The organism is Bombilactobacillus mellis, from assembly GCF_000967245.1.
Lineage (GTDB): Bacteria > Bacillota > Bacilli > Lactobacillales > Lactobacillaceae > Bombilactobacillus > Bombilactobacillus mellis.
The window spans coordinates 18,942-33,512 of the sequence record NZ_KQ033881.1 but is presented as its reverse complement, the minus strand read 5'-3'; the positions used below and the strand labels follow the sequence as shown (position 1 = coordinate 33,512).

Genomic DNA, 14,571 nt, shown 5'->3' with positions numbered 1-14,571 from the left:
TTTTCAAAATTAAATAGTTAAACTTGAACTCATTTTATCTCTTAGCTTAAATATCCTGATGAATGGGCCGAATAACCATATCGCTAACCCCAATTCTAGCAGGTGTATCAATAGCAAAAGCTACTACTTGCGCAATATCAGTAGTTGTTAAACCTTCAGCCAGCTGCTGTTCGTGGACAGCTTTTGCTGTTTGAGGATCAGTAATAGTCTTATACAATTCTGTAGCTACAGCATCGTGCAAAATAATAGTTGATTTAAGATTGTTTTATCTTTACTCTTGGCAGAAACCTTCCCTAATTGCTCAAAGTGCAAATTTACTTTTTATCGTGATAAAACATTATCATCTAAAAAATTAGTACATAATAAATATTATTACTAGTATCTCTAATCGATGCTACTTTTATTAGATTAAATATAAAAAATGATATAACTACCGCCAAAGAGTATTGTTTGTTTGACCGGATAGCCTTTCTAATTATTAATCTGAATCCTGCATATACATTAGACTTCTAAAGCTTATCTGTCGAGAGTTCTTCAGCTGCACATCATATAAATAACATGTGACAATCAATCTATCTAAATGATAATAAATTCCCAATATTTTCCTGAATATAGAAAAATTTAGAGCATGCTCCATTTTACAGCAGTTGCAGAGCTTTGATTAAAACTCTTAAAGATTCATCCTGAACCTTATTTTTCTGTATCCACCATCCGCTGCATAAACCACTCCACTTGTTGCGGATCATCATGATCAAAGAACGCAGATTCTTTTTTATCTAAAGTCGCTATTTTTGCCATGTCGGACTGGGAAAGTGCAAAATCAAAAATATCCAGATTTTCTGCCATTCGCTGGGGATGGGTGGATTTTGCTAAAGCAATAATCTTTCTTTGCATGAGCCAGCGCAAAACCACTTGTCCGACAGTTTTGCCATATTGCTGGCCAATCTCTGCTAATATTTGGTTGGTAAATAGATCTTGCCGTCCTTCAGCAAAGGGAGCCCAGGCCTCAATTTGAACCCCGTATTTGTCATGCCACTTCTGATCTGCAATTCTTTGATTCCACGGATTCACTTCAATTTGATTGATTTGAGGTTTAACATCATTTATCCTTACAAACTCAATCATTTTCGCAGCTTTAAAATTAGACACTCCAATTGCCCGTACTTTACCTGCCTTTTGGGCAGCAACTAAAGCCCGCCAAGCACCATAAATATCTCCATAGGGCTGATGAATCAAATAAAGATCTAGATAATCTAAATTCATCACCTTCAAAGAATGCTCAATTGTGACCGCGGCCTTGTCCTCGGGGGCTTGCAAAATAAATAATTTTGAAGTAACAAATAATTCTTCTCGAGTTACAAGGCCTTCATCCAAAGCGCGTTTAATTCCCATCCCGGTTTCTTTTTCATTACCATAAATTGCAGCCGTATCGATCAGACGGTAGCCTATTTTAATAGCTTGATAAACAGCTTCAGAGGTTTCTTCCGGTGGAATTTGGTAAACACCAAATCCTAATTGCGGCATTTTGACACCATTATTCAATTGGATAGTTTGCATATAATTTCCTCCTATTAATTTCTTTAACAGTTTTATCCTAAACCTTGAAGTTCAGTCCAGAGCAAGCAAAAAGGTTTAATGTTCTCGTTCCCATAATTTTTCTACTTTATCAGATGCTCCGGTTTTGAATTTAGCAAGATGTTCATCATAAGTTTTGATTTTATAAAGGAGTAAGTCTCTGGCCTTCTGCATTTTTACTATCTTTTGCTCAATTTCTTTTAATTGCTTAGACAAAATTTGTTTCTGGGCTATTTCAACATTTTGACTTTCCCGTAACTGGGACCAATGCGCAAACTCAATCAAAGATTTAATTGATAATCCCGCATTGCGCAAGTTTTTTACTAGATAAATCCAATTAAGATCCTTCGTAGTATAATCCCGATAACCACTCTTATTACGCTGAACAGGAGGAATTGCACCTACACGTTCATAATAGCGCAGTGTATCCACACTTAAATCAAACATCGCAGCCGCTTTTTTAATAAAAAGCAAAGCAGAAATCTCCTGATTTTAATCAGGCAGATGAATGCCTAATAGTTAATGCCGTGAGGCATTTTTTCTTTGATTATTGATGTACTTTTCTACGACTTCTTTACTCATGTTTCCAAGTGTACTCATGTAGTAACTGGGCGACCAAAGGTGCCCACCCCAAAATTTCTGTTGTTTGATTTCCGGGTGCTTCTCAAAAAACATTCTGGCAGAACCACCCTTAAAGGCCTTCACAATATTTGTAGGTGCATACTTTGGCTTAAAACTAATCAGCATATGAACATGATCAGGCATTACCTCCATTTGTTCGATTGTGACCTCATTTAGTTCAGCGATACGGTGAAGAATCGTTTTCATGTCTGATACTAATTGTGGTGTGGTGAAGGCCGCGTTCCGATATTTTGTGACCCAAATCAGATGAAAATGGAAATTATAAACATAGTTACGTTCATAGATGGCGTCGTCTAAACGTTGCTTTTTGTCACTCATACGTTTCTCCTTATACCCCCTTTTACGCTTAGAATTGTACCGAATATATAGAAACTCATGTGATATAATTAGTATATCACAAGCAAGGAGGTGAACTCGCATGCACAAAACAATGGCTCAATTACCCTATCATTATGGTGTTAAGGTTCGTATCTTTCCGTCTACTGAGCAGAAACGCTTAATCAAGCGTAATAGTGACGCCAGTCGCTTTATCTACAATGAAATGAACGGTCTGAAGCGGGAATTATTTATGTTGCGTCAAGTAAAAATTCCAATCATGCTTGTTAAGCAACGTATCCAGACATTGGAACAACGGCTCAAGAATCCCGCAACTGGCATCTCCAATATTCATGGCTGGCTTAATGATCCTGACCTTGACAGCTTAATGAAAGCTAATGCCATCAAAAACTATCGTTATGCTTGGAAGCTTTTTCGTCAGGTTCATCGGTCAGGCACACCAGTGTTCCACAAAAGGCGATCTGAACAAAAGTATCAAACATCCTGCCAGTACGATAGTAAATTGCCGGTGAAAAATATGTTAAATGGTAGTGTCCGTTTATTAGACCGAAAACATATACGACTCCCTAAATTGGGAATGCTACGCTTCAAAGGTATGCCAGCCAAGTTGTTTGTCTGTAGAGAAAATATTCGCATTGGCACGACTACTATCTCAATGGACGCCACTGGCAGATACTATGTCTCAATGCAACTGGCTTCTGAACAACCATTTGTAACGGTGACAAACAGTAAAGAATCCAATCCTGTTGGTATCGATCTAAATACCGATAACTTTTTGACTGATTCTAATGGTAATGTCGTGGCCAACCCGCGATACTATCGCTCAATTCAGAGTAAATTGGCTCGGGCGCAGCGTAAGCTGTCCAGACGGGCGTTGCGGGCGAAAAAAGAACAGCGACCTTTACGAGATTCCAAGAATTATCAAAAACAACGGGCAGTGGTGGCCGCTATTCACCGCAAGGTGGCTAATCGTCGCAATAACTTTCTCCATCTCGTCTCAACAATACTGATCAAGAACCACGATTTGGTTGTTGCAGAAGAGTTACAGAGTAAGAATATGCTACGAAATCATGCACTGGCAATGAGTATTGCGGATGTAGGATGGCGGACACTGTTAAGAATGCTGAGTTATAAAGCCGCTTTGTATGACCGGAAGTTTATTACGATTAACCCCCGAAATACCACACAAACATGTCATGATTGTGGTTTTGTGATGGGTACTGACAATACAGAGAAACTAACACTGAGTGATCGTAAATGGACATGTCCGCAATGTGGTACCCAGCACATTCGTGATTGGAATGCAGCTAATAATATCCTTGATAAAGGATTAGAAAAGCTTGCCACAAAATAAATACCAATAGTCCGTCTGGCAACCTGCGGACTCTCAAGGCTTTGGTAATTAGCATGTAAGACCTGCTAGCAGGCAATTGCTGTATCTAAGCAAATTGTGGTCGTTACCCCGTTAGGGGCGATTCTCACAAGCTTCTGACTTTAGTCGGGAGTGGTTGACGATTGTAATCGAACTGTAGTCACATTGGCTGATACATACGACTTCATAGTTATTACATGACCCGCATTATCCTGAGTATTCCAATCAGACACCATATGGGAATGTATCTAAACTCAGATCAAACATCGTGATAGTCTTTTTAATATTCATTGAAATGGCTCTCATGCTCAGCCTTTCTACCTTATCTCATAATTTAATTAGTAATTATTTATTATAATTCGCTTCATACTAAAATTTTAGCGCTCTGCTTGTAAAGTTAAACAAAAAATTATGGCCGCCCCAATTTTTTATCCTGGCAACAAAGAGTAATAATCAAGCCAGTGTCATGTTTTTCATTCGAATATTATAATTATTGGACAGATTATTTTGACTTTTCCAAAGAATATTTAATAAATACTATTCTTTGAATAGTATTTATTGTAAAATAACTCTAGAGAAATTTAAATTGCTTTTCAAGTGAATAAAAAAGGTGATCAAAGAAGAATGAATCCACAATTAAATAAAGGCATATTGGAAATGATCCTATTGCTGCAATTACAAAAAAGTGATAATTATGCGTATATCTTATCTAAAAAAGCTGCAGAATCCTTAGGTGTCACTGAAGGTGCAGTTTATCCAGTTTTAAAAAGATTAGAAAAAAAAAATCTAGTAAGCACTTATGATATTCCCCATGGAAAAAGAATTCGTAAAAATTATCACCTTTTAGACAGTGGCGAGGATTATTTAACAGCCTTATTAGAACAATGGAAAAAAATTAATCAAGCAGTACAAAATAATATAAAGGAGAACTTCAATGAAAAGTGACTATTTAATGCTACTCAAAAAATATCTTTTTGCCTTCGGAATGTCCGCCACTAAAGTTAATGCCGTAATTAGAGATTACGAAGAATATTTCGCTGAAGGAAGCGAAAATAATGAAACTGAAGCCGATATTATTAAACACCTGGGTAGTCCGGAAAATCTAGCTCACCAATTAATTTCAGAACAAAAAGAGATCCCCGAAGTTAAGCAGGTTCGGGTAAGTTTTAGCTTTTTGTTATTTCACCCGCTTATTCTTTTGCCTTTTTTATTGTATTGGTTATCAATGCTAGTAATTTTTTGTTTAATGTTTTTTGAATTAATTTTTGCCTTTTCTCCGATAATTTTATTGATCGGAACATTACTGGGATTTCAAAGTGAAGGCGGTTTTGGACTGCAATTGCTGATTTCTCTTGCCTTTATGGTGATTGCTATTTTTGCCTATAAACTTACCAAAAAAATGGAAGTTTTTGGTCAACGTATTTTTAACAACTATTTAATTAAAAAAATGGAAGCGGCGGATCAATAATATGTATTTAAAAAATATAACTGTTAAATATGGCTCCAAAACAGCCTTAAATTCCGTAGATTTATCTATAAAAGATCAAGGCCAAATAATTGGGTTATTAGGTCCTAATGGCGCTGGCAAAACTACTTTAATTAATCTACTAGTTGGTAATATTAATAAATACACGGGTCAATTGAATATCGATCAAAAGAATATCGCTTATTGTCCTGATCGTTCTTTTTTATATGCCAATATGACTGTTATCGAGGCTATCAATCTATTTTCCAGCGTGTATGTTGATTTTGATAGAGCAAAAGCACTAAAGATAATGAAAAAACTTCATATCGCTTTAAAAATGAAAGTTGGCAAGGGTTCTAAGGGGATGCAGGAACAAATTCATATTGCCCTGACCTTATCTAGAAATACTCCCTTATATATCTTTGATGAACCTTTAGCGTCTGTTGATCCCTTAACCAGAGATTACCTGATCAAACTAATTGTTAATAATCAAAATCAATCCAGCAATATTATTATTAGTACCCATTTAATTCAGGATATCGACTATATTTTTAATTCGGTCATTATTATTAATCAAGGAAAAATTTTGTTAGAAAATTCCGTTGACTATTTAGTCAAAAAGAAACAGAAACCCCTAGAGAAAATTTTCAAGGAGGTCGTAGCCAATGACTCGTTTAATTTACAATATGAGTAAAAAATTACTATTTGCGGTAGCCATACCATTTTTTATAGAACTTATTTTACTAATAATTGCAGCTAATTTTAATTTCGAACACTTGAAGCTAATACATATTATGTGGTTTGCCGTCTCCACTACGATCTTGACACTCGCTGTGGCTTTTGATAATTTCAAATTCTATTATCTTGGTGAAGATGACTTACTGCATCTGTTGCCCTATTCCAATGAGCTGTTACTATTTATTAAAAGTTTAATGTCTGGCATTGTTCTCTGGTGCTATTCCTTCTTAGGATTTTTAGCAATTAATCTTATTGATAAAGAGAACTTGTTGCATAATTTTCAATTCTTTGGCTATCAAAAAATAATTTCAGTAATTTCTTTTTTGACAATGTTCAATCTTTCCCTTTTAATAATTAAAAATATTAGATCACCTAAAATTGGTATCCTAGTATGTTTACTAATTAACATGCTTTTTATTGGGCTTAGTATTTACCTATTTAAACTATCTGTGAATACACAAATCTCCAACTGGATTATTGGTTTTAGTGGTAATGCTCAAGCTTATCCTATATATTTAAATATTTTACAAATTCAAATCGTCAGTTCCAGTTTCCAATACTCGATGCCCGCCTGTTTAATCAATATTCTGCTCACTACTTTAAGCCTTATTTTATTTGTAATTATTAAAAAGACTATAACAATCAATTATTTACGATTAAGTTGAAGCTTGCTGCAGTTTTTAGGTAATAGATACAAGTTACTTAACATCAAGCATTAGGCAATCAATTAGTTCATAGTTAAGCTGCATAAATTATATAAGTCCCCCTTTTGTTGCATTAAGTCAACAAAAGAACCAATTTCTGTTATAGTTCCCTCTTTCATAAAAATGATTGCATAATATCTTTTTAATAAATTAGGATTTAGTTTATGTGTAACTACAATCGCCGTTAAATCTGCTACCTCCAGAATAGCATTCTCAATTTCCGTAGTATTTTTTTGATCTAAAGCTGATGTGGCTTCATCCATTAGTAAAATTGGTGTTTTTCTAATTAGCGCCCGCGCTATTGATACTCGCTGTTTTTGGCCACCAGATAACTCCTTTCCTTCTTCACCCACATTCATTTCAATTCCGTCAGGGGTGCTGTCGACTAGTTTTCTTAAACCTGATTTATTGATAGCATCATTCAGTTCCTTATCTGTAAATGATTCCCCTAATTTTATATTATAGGCAAGAGTATCATCAAAAAGATAAACATCCTGCTGAACAATATTTATCAATTTATAAAGTGACGCTAAATTAATTTTATTAATATTCACATTATCGATACTAATACTGCCATTTTGCTCCAATTTATAATATTTCATTAACAATTTTAATAACGTTGATTTTCCGCTGCCAGACATACCCACAAGGGCATATTTTTTTCCTTTCTCTATTTGTAAATTAATATTTGAAAGCACTCTTTTTCCTTTTTCGCCTGGTTGGGGATACGAAAAATTAACTTTAACGAATTTAATATCTGTTGCAAAGCTATTTAATTCTAAGTATGGGTAGTTATTTTTTATCGGAATATGTATTTTAGCCAATAATTGATTCAGCGTTTTAACAGCACTTCCACCAGCCTTTTTATTATTTATTTCCAGACCTAATTTACTCATCGGCATTACAACAAAGTTAACTAGTTGGACAATAGCTGTAACTCCACCAATACTGGTACTGCCATTAATTACCAGAAACATACCCAGTCCGTAAGCCACAAGAAAAACTAAGTATCCGGAAAAATTGGAAATTGATATCGAAATGTTATTAAATTCGGCCAGAGCCAATTCACCATCTGCCCGCTTGTTATTATTAATTTGAAATTCTTTACTAATCTGTTTTTCAATATTAAAACTTTTAATTACTAAAAATCCGGAAAAGGCATCTTTTACTTGAGAAACATAATCATCTTGCTGCTGCAAAACTGTTCTTTGTTTGGTTTGCATTTTTCCGCCTAATAAACTCATAAGAACAAGCGGTAATAAACTGATTATTAAAACCGCTATTGACAGCTTCCAATTAATTATGAACATCCCTACAACTGAAAATAGCAATAAAGCAAAGTTAGAAATAACATTAAAGTAAGCTTTAATATATTTATCCTCGATAGTAGCAATAGTATTGGTCATCGTTGATAAAAAATCACCAATACTGTTATTGTTGAACTCATTTAAATCGCTTGTAATAATTTCATCAAAGATATGCTTTCTGTATTTTTTACTAAAATTATTAACGAATTTATTTTTGGTCAATTCACTAATAAAAACCGCAGCCGCCAACAAAATACATACTAATAAGCAGGCAACTATCGCATATTTTAAAGCATCAATATCCCGCGCCACCCCGGCGTCAATTAATCTTTTTAATACCATAGCCAACAGTAAATTTATCAACGGATACACCAAACCTGAAAAAACCAAAGCCAGATAATAATTGAACCGATCGTATTTTTTAAAGTTTTTCATTAATGAAAACAGCCCCTCTGTTTTAAAAATTAGTTACCAATAATAATTATTAAATTATTTTAATTACTTTTACGTCTTTTCACTATACGCTAAACATTTTATAATCAACAGAACTTTTTTAAAATACGGCAAACTTTTTTAAATACTCCAACAGAAATTGGCTCTCTTTTTGTTAGATCAAGAGGATTGAGTTGATATTTTTATTACTAAAGTAAAAAAACTATCCCAACCAGTGGGATAGTATAATTTTTGGTCGATTTCCTGCTATTAAATTTTCAGAAAACTAGTAATTCTAAACAAACACTAATTTTTATTTATCTCAAAATCTTTAGAAATTTTTCAATTATAAATATCATTGCTTTTTGCAAACTTGAACTATATAAATCTGAGAATTTGAATATCTGACTGTAGTTAAATAAAGCAGTAAGGGCTCACAAAATTTAAGCCAATTACTGCTCAATAAAAATTAACACATTCAATAATATGTAACCGAATCTTTCAATAAAACCGCTAAACTTATCAATCAGCTCCTACCTGAACCATAATTGACCATTTTTATGGCCTATCGGAGGTTAATAATATCGTTTTTGCTTCAGTACTGGGATCTAAGCGCCAAGTTATTACATGACCCGCATTATCCTGGGTATTCCAATCATGAACTGTAATGATACCATTATTAACGCTGTAGGGAATTTGATCGGACAAATCCTTTATTATTATATTATTGTCATCAACATCATAGTTTAAATTATAGACCGGATTATAAGATCCCAATCCTTTATATATAGCTTTGTTGGGATCAAGAAAGTAAATCAAAAAGGAACCATCATGGACTAGATTTTGCGGCGCAATATTTTCATCCATTGCCTTATCGGCAGCAATTCCATCATAACTAATTGGTTCAATGGCAAATCCTTGACCGATTAAATAATTTCTCGCAATTTCTGGATTTGTTGCCGAGCGATTATTTTCCGGCTGGACTTCATCAACAGCTTTAGTGGACTGCTTGGCGGTTGTAGATTCATTAGTGGTAGATTTAGAAACAGTAATTGCTTTTTGTGAATGGAATTTCTTTTTAACATGCTTCGAACGCTTAACTTTAGCAGCTGGCTGCGCAACATTGAAATAATGATGGTCCAGGTAGCTAAAATTAGCAGCAAGTATTATTAAACACATTGCAGATATTAATATAACTAAAAATATTTTCCATCTTAAACGTTTCTTTTTATGAGTTTGTATGCGTATAAAAGCCGTTCGTTGCATTCTTTTAGGATAATATCCTAGAATATTTTTGATATGTGGCTTCATGGCATCATCTCCTATTGCTAAGAGAGAATATAGTAATATTTATCTTCTAGAAATTTATGTAAATACGTTATTACTAGACAGTAAAACTCTTCAGATAAATAACAGTATTATCATAAAGAAAAGCTAGTTACTTAAAGTTTAATTAGCAATTTCATACTAAAATAAAATCAATTTTATATTATCAATAAACTAAAAACTAAAATTCATATATTAATTTTTAATTTACATCATTTCCTTTAAATATAATTCAAGATCCCTATCAGCACTTATTTAATAAAAATATTCTGTAATATATCCCTTTATTAACTTTTAATTTATAATAATTTTATAAATAAAGGAGAATATCATGTGTAACGTTAATTTAAAAATTGGAGATTTTTTAAGTAATTCCGAACTATCAAAAAAATTTACTGTGAGTACAGAGGGTGGAATGCGTTTTTCCACCGAAAATAATATCTTAGTATTAATAACAAAAATTCATGACAATCCATATCCCGATCGCTGGGAGGGTAATAAACTTTATTATATAGGTATGGGGCGCAAGGGAGATCAATCTATAGATTTTCAAAGTAATAAAAAACTGAATTCAATTTATTATACGGAAAAAATAACTACAAAGTTAGTTTTATTTATAAACACAGATCAAAATAAATACCTATATTGTGGCGAAGTAAAAACAATTGGACGACCTTATTTTAAATATCAATACTTTACAAAAAATGAAAAACGTAAAATCATAATTTTTCCATTAATAGTTAAAAATTTAACATCAATTTCATCGCAATTCTTTGATAGTACAATTAATATTAAAAGTTATAAAAATAAAAAAGAGGATACTTTAATAAAGAATATAGATACTTATCAGAAAAACTATGACAACAAAAACTATGTTAATGCAAAAGAGAAAAAATATTATAGAAATCCTTATATTGCATATATTTCTAAAAAATATGCAAAAGGAATATGCCAACTATGCCAAAAAGCAGCACCTTTTCAAGACAAAGATGGCAATCCGTATCTAGAATCTCATCATATTGAATGGCTATCACGTGGTGGAAAAGATAGACTTGATAATGTTATAGCTCTCTGCCCGAATTGTCATAAAAAAATGCATATAATTGATGATAAAAAGGATGTTAAATTACTTCAACAAAAATCATTAGAAATGTATAAACATTATTTCAGCATAAATAACATTTAAAATTTATCTCTCTAATTAATTTATCTCTTTTCTAACCTATATACCTTCAGTCAGCTTACATAATATATAATAGTGAATATATATTTTAGATTAGTTATTTTCCAGCTGACAGCCGCAAGTATTGGAAATAGTCGCATTGCAGACAAAATGCCACTTTTGTTCTTGTGCATAATCAGTTATTTGCTCTAATAATTGAAATACGTCAGTAGCCGGTCCCCTTAAAATAGTGGCTAAATCATTAGTTTCGGCAGTAACAGCCGTTTGTTGACGAATCAATTGTAAAACTTGTTCAACTATCTGGTTATAATCAGCTGCTCCCAAAGGATAGAAACTCAATTGGCAGCTGATTTGCGAAATTTCAGACATACAAAGCCTCCTATGGAATTAGTTTTTTGAGCATTTTTCTCATTAGTACTATTATATTCCGAATCTGGTAAATTAGGAGGCAGGAATAAGCATTGTTGTGCACTCGCAAAATGCTGGGGATCCCAATTTTGGATTTGTTTTAAAGTTAGAAAATGGGCATATTCATAAGCTGTTCCTCGACAAGCAGGACTTTCATAAAAATCCGCCCAAGCACTGCCCTTTTGAATTGTGCCCAAAACTATCGTGCCTCCAGGTTTAACTACACGATACATTTGGTGATAGGCAACTTGCGGATCCGTGATAAATTCCAAGGTTGCCATAGAAAAAACACTGTCAAACTGATTATCTGCATACTCTAGTTTTTGAGCATCCATTATTTGTAACTGGACCTGTTCTGAATAAGCCGATAATTTAGTTTGCGCTTGTTGAAGCATCTTGGGGGCCTGATCAATTCCAGTAATCCGACAGCCTCTTTGCACCATCTCCAAGGTAAAATGTCCGGTACCACAACCAATTTCCAAAATTTTTTGCTCAGCTTGAGGCTGCAATAAAGCAACTAAAGCCTGCGCTTCTTGCTCAGCAACAAATTGCCCCACAGTGGTCTGATACCAATCATCATAGCCCTGATAAAAATCATTAAACACATTTTTCATATTTCCGCCTCTTTTCTTCAATACTTTTACTTCTGGACTAGCACTTATTTTAATTATAACTAAAGCAGATATTTTTTCATGTATTGCCTGGCAGCTTTGTTTTTACTTGCTTTCCGGTTCCAATTAAACTATACTGCCAATTAATTTAGAAAAGCAAGACTTCATCCAGCTTAATGTTAGCGATATCAATTTTTACAGGAGATGATGATTATGAACTGGTGGCATTTATTACATGATTACATCAAAAAAAATTACGAAAATGGCCGCTATAATCAAAACTACAATTTTTCGCATTCACCCACTGCTGTCACCCAGAATTGCTCCACCAAGACACAGAGCAGTGATTATAATTTAGGTTGTCAACAAGCCTATACTGATTACCAAAATCACCACAAATTTCATTTATATCCACAAACGCTTATCAGTTGGCTTAATCGGTTGTTTCAAGGACGACTGAATGAAATAGCAGCTTTTATTAAAGGCTATAATGATACTCGGGCTTTAATTTTACAGAAAAATTCTTAATTAAATAATTTATTAATTGTTACTTACAGGCTAACTTCTTAGGAATTGGCTTTTTTAATCCTTAAATAAACTACTGTCTGCTGCTCATCAATTTTCCAGCGGCGTCCGGCTAATAGTTAGCAATTTCCACTAAATTTTGATCGGGATCACGCACATACAAAGAATAGATTTTTCCCTCGGCACCATTGCGCATTACTGTTCCGGCCACAATTTTAACCCCGTTTTTTTGGAAGTCGCTTTTTAATTGCGCAAATAAAGCAGCAATCAGCTTGATTTGATAATTTGATCCTTAGCCACTAGTGCCGGGCTTTTAGATTGGATCATTGCCCGTCCACAGAGCAAAGGCTTCTTCCGGATCTAGTTTAGCCGAGGGCTTGACAAAAGCTGCGTAAGAGTCGAATCTTTTTATTTTCTTATTATGAAGTAAATGAATATAACAATTAACGTCCACAATATGGTGCAAGTCATGGGTAGTAACAATCAGCAATTTTTGTGGATCTTGGGCCATTTGTAATAATTGACGATTAATTTGTTGAGTAGATACCGGGTCCACGCCACTAGTCGGTTCATCAAGTAAAAATATCTTCTTATTAAGATAGCTTTCTAAAAAAATTAGCAGCCATCTTTTTTCCCCAGCTGACATATCCCCTAATTTGCGTGGCATTAAATCGTGGTAGAGGCTTTTAAATCGCGGACTCAATTCTGCGATAGTAATTTCTTTATGCCCGTCTGAAACGCCAAAAATAAACTCTTGTAAATCCCTTCCTTTTAAAGAACCAAAAAAGACCGGATTTTGGGTTTGATAAAGAATCGCTTTGGTTTGTGTATTTCCGGTAATTTTGCCGGTGTCAACTTTTTGAATACCACTAATCAAATCAAACAAAGTGCTTTTTCCAGCGCCATTGTAACCAAGCAGGTAATTAATTTTGCCAGAGATAAACTCATCGTCACAATTTTTTAAAACTGAATGCTTATTGTAGCTAAATGAAACATTATTTAAAATAATTTTCATATTACCTACCACCCTTAATTTCTCATTAATAAAGAATTTATTTTTATTCTGGAACCGGCCCAATAACCTACAAGGCAATATATAACAAATAAAGATAACACCGCTAATAGTTGATACATATTAACCAAGCGCTGATATTGAAAAAGATTAATAACTACAGAAGCCACTTGGGTAACATAATCTGCAGGATTAATTCCGAAAAGCAGTTCTCCTAGAAACGAACCTGTATCTCTTCTCACGGCTGATAGCCAAATCATCAAAAAAAGTCCCAAGTTAGCCAGTACACTACTGGTATTAAGGCGTAAAGGAAAAATATCCAGTACTATACTAACCAGCATTACCGGCACAGCAGCAATTAAATAAATCAAGGTATAGATAAAAACAATTGGAATAATACTTTTAATGTTAAAAAAAGAAATCAACAATCCAAAAAGCAGGATACAAAAATAGCCAAAGACAAGCTCACTAATTAAGATCCCATAGAGCGGAAACTTCCGTTCTCCTCCGGAAATCATCGTCAAAGTTTTTAAAAAACCACTTTCTCTAAAATTAATAATTTGCAAGCCAACGCCATTGATGGCTACCGAAACTATCATATAGGCAAAATAATTGCTGGTAGATAATAACAGTTTCGACAGCGGCACTTTTCCCAGAGCCAGATAATGAAAATTAGAAAAAAGATAAAATACGGCCGGCAAAACCAAAGTATATATTAAAGGAATTTTTTCCGACCAAATAATTTTGTTGAAGGTTTTGACATAGTTGTAGATTATTTTCATCGTCTATCCACCTCACACAACTAAAACAACACGCCAATTTTAAAAGTTCGACCCCCGCTGGCTGCTGGATGATTCTTATTTCTGGAGATCACAGCCTCCACTTGAAATACAATAAATATCGCCTAGCAGCAGCTATTGCTTGAAGGAGTGCTC

At 33.9% G+C, this 14,571-nt stretch carries 17 protein-coding genes; 7 read left to right on the top strand and 10 right to left on the bottom strand.

All coding sequences use genetic code 11. The features are described from left to right. Positions 1-46: 46 nt before the first annotated feature. From JG29_RS08065 to tnpA, 4 genes are all read right to left on the bottom strand, one after another. On the bottom strand, positions 47-241 hold the full coding sequence (locus JG29_RS08065) for an SDR family oxidoreductase (protein WP_052696346.1): 195 nt from the start codon (positions 239-241) through the stop codon (positions 47-49). A 449-nt stretch (positions 242-690) separates the two neighbouring features. After that, entirely contained in the window at positions 691-1,557 is an 867-nt protein-coding gene (locus JG29_RS08060; RefSeq protein WP_045923473.1) for an aldo/keto reductase, read from the bottom strand. 75 nt (positions 1,558-1,632) lie between these two features. After that, the gene (locus JG29_RS08055) at positions 1,633-2,049 is read right to left on the bottom strand and encodes a MerR family transcriptional regulator (protein ID WP_084232675.1); all 417 of its coding nucleotides are present in this window, start codon (positions 2,047-2,049) and stop codon (positions 1,633-1,635) included. 45 nt (positions 2,050-2,094) lie between these two features. Further along, positions 2,095-2,535: an IS200/IS605 family transposase gene (tnpA, locus tag JG29_RS08050; protein WP_045923472.1), complete on the bottom strand. Its 441-nt coding sequence runs from the start codon at positions 2,533-2,535 to the stop codon at positions 2,095-2,097. 100 nt (positions 2,536-2,635) lie between these two features. Between tnpA and JG29_RS08045 the strand changes: the two genes are divergently transcribed. The 5 genes from JG29_RS08045 to JG29_RS08025 all read left to right on the top strand — a co-directional run bounded on the left by JG29_RS08045 (position 2,636) and on the right by JG29_RS08025 (position 6,793). Beyond that, positions 2,636-3,907: an RNA-guided endonuclease InsQ/TnpB family protein gene (locus tag JG29_RS08045; protein ID WP_045923471.1), complete on the top strand. Its 1,272-nt coding sequence runs from the start codon at positions 2,636-2,638 to the stop codon at positions 3,905-3,907. A gap of 642 nt (positions 3,908-4,549) precedes the next feature. Then, a complete protein-coding gene (locus tag JG29_RS08040; protein ID WP_045923470.1) occupies positions 4,550-4,870 on the top strand; it encodes a PadR family transcriptional regulator in 321 nt (106 codons plus the stop codon). Then, on the top strand, positions 4,860-5,393 hold the full coding sequence (locus JG29_RS08035; protein ID WP_045923469.1) for a DUF1700 domain-containing protein: 534 nt from the start codon (positions 4,860-4,862) through the stop codon (positions 5,391-5,393). The genes JG29_RS08040 and JG29_RS08035 overlap by 11 nt, the downstream gene beginning before the upstream one ends. A gap of 1 nt (position 5,394) precedes the next feature. Next, complete coding sequence (locus tag JG29_RS08030; protein WP_045923468.1) at positions 5,395-6,084, top strand: ABC transporter ATP-binding protein; 690 nt, start codon at positions 5,395-5,397, stop codon at positions 6,082-6,084. Beyond that, the gene (locus JG29_RS08025; RefSeq protein WP_045923467.1) at positions 6,056-6,793 is read left to right on the top strand and encodes a hypothetical protein; all 738 of its coding nucleotides are present in this window, start codon (positions 6,056-6,058) and stop codon (positions 6,791-6,793) included. Before JG29_RS08030 ends, JG29_RS08025 begins: the two co-directional genes overlap by 29 nt. Positions 6,794-6,855: 62 nt before the next feature. On the opposite strand, the gene JG29_RS08020 is transcribed toward JG29_RS08025, so the two are convergent. Then, on the bottom strand, positions 6,856-8,574 hold the full coding sequence (locus tag JG29_RS08020) for an ABC transporter ATP-binding protein (protein WP_045923466.1): 1,719 nt from the start codon (positions 8,572-8,574) through the stop codon (positions 6,856-6,858). A gap of 555 nt (positions 8,575-9,129) precedes the next feature. After that, positions 9,130-9,882, bottom strand: coding sequence for a hypothetical protein (locus JG29_RS08015; protein WP_045923465.1), 753 nt, complete (start codon positions 9,880-9,882; stop codon positions 9,130-9,132). 346 nt (positions 9,883-10,228) lie between these two features. Between JG29_RS08015 and JG29_RS08010 the strand changes: the two genes are divergently transcribed. Beyond that, positions 10,229-11,083 carry an HNH endonuclease gene (locus tag JG29_RS08010; protein WP_045923464.1) on the top strand — a complete coding sequence of 285 codons (855 nt, stop codon included), beginning with the start codon at positions 10,229-10,231 and terminating at the stop codon, positions 11,081-11,083. Between the two features lie 90 nt (positions 11,084-11,173). Here JG29_RS08010 and JG29_RS08005 read toward each other — a convergent pair whose 3' ends face one another. After that, positions 11,174-11,449, bottom strand: coding sequence for a YkoF family thiamine/hydroxymethylpyrimidine-binding protein (locus tag JG29_RS08005; RefSeq protein ID WP_045923463.1), 276 nt, complete (start codon positions 11,447-11,449; stop codon positions 11,174-11,176). After that, positions 11,416-12,102, bottom strand: coding sequence for a class I SAM-dependent methyltransferase (locus JG29_RS08000; RefSeq protein ID WP_052696345.1), 687 nt, complete (start codon positions 12,100-12,102; stop codon positions 11,416-11,418). Before JG29_RS08000 ends, JG29_RS08005 begins: the two co-directional genes overlap by 34 nt. Before the next feature lie 210 nt (positions 12,103-12,312). On the opposite strand from JG29_RS08000, the gene JG29_RS07995 reads away from it, so the two are divergent. Next, entirely contained in the window at positions 12,313-12,627 is a 315-nt protein-coding gene (locus JG29_RS07995) for a hypothetical protein (protein WP_045923462.1), read from the top strand. Positions 12,628-12,937: 310 nt separating this feature from the next. Here the strand turns inward: JG29_RS07995 and JG29_RS07990 are convergent, their stop codons facing one another. Beyond that, entirely contained in the window at positions 12,938-13,639 is a 702-nt protein-coding gene (locus tag JG29_RS07990) for an ATP-binding cassette domain-containing protein (protein WP_045923461.1), read from the bottom strand. Positions 13,640-13,653: 14 nt separating this feature from the next. Beyond that, positions 13,654-14,418, bottom strand: a complete 765-nt coding sequence (locus JG29_RS07985; RefSeq protein WP_045923460.1) for a hypothetical protein — start codon at positions 14,416-14,418, stop codon at positions 13,654-13,656. Positions 14,419-14,571: the final 153 nt, after the last annotated feature.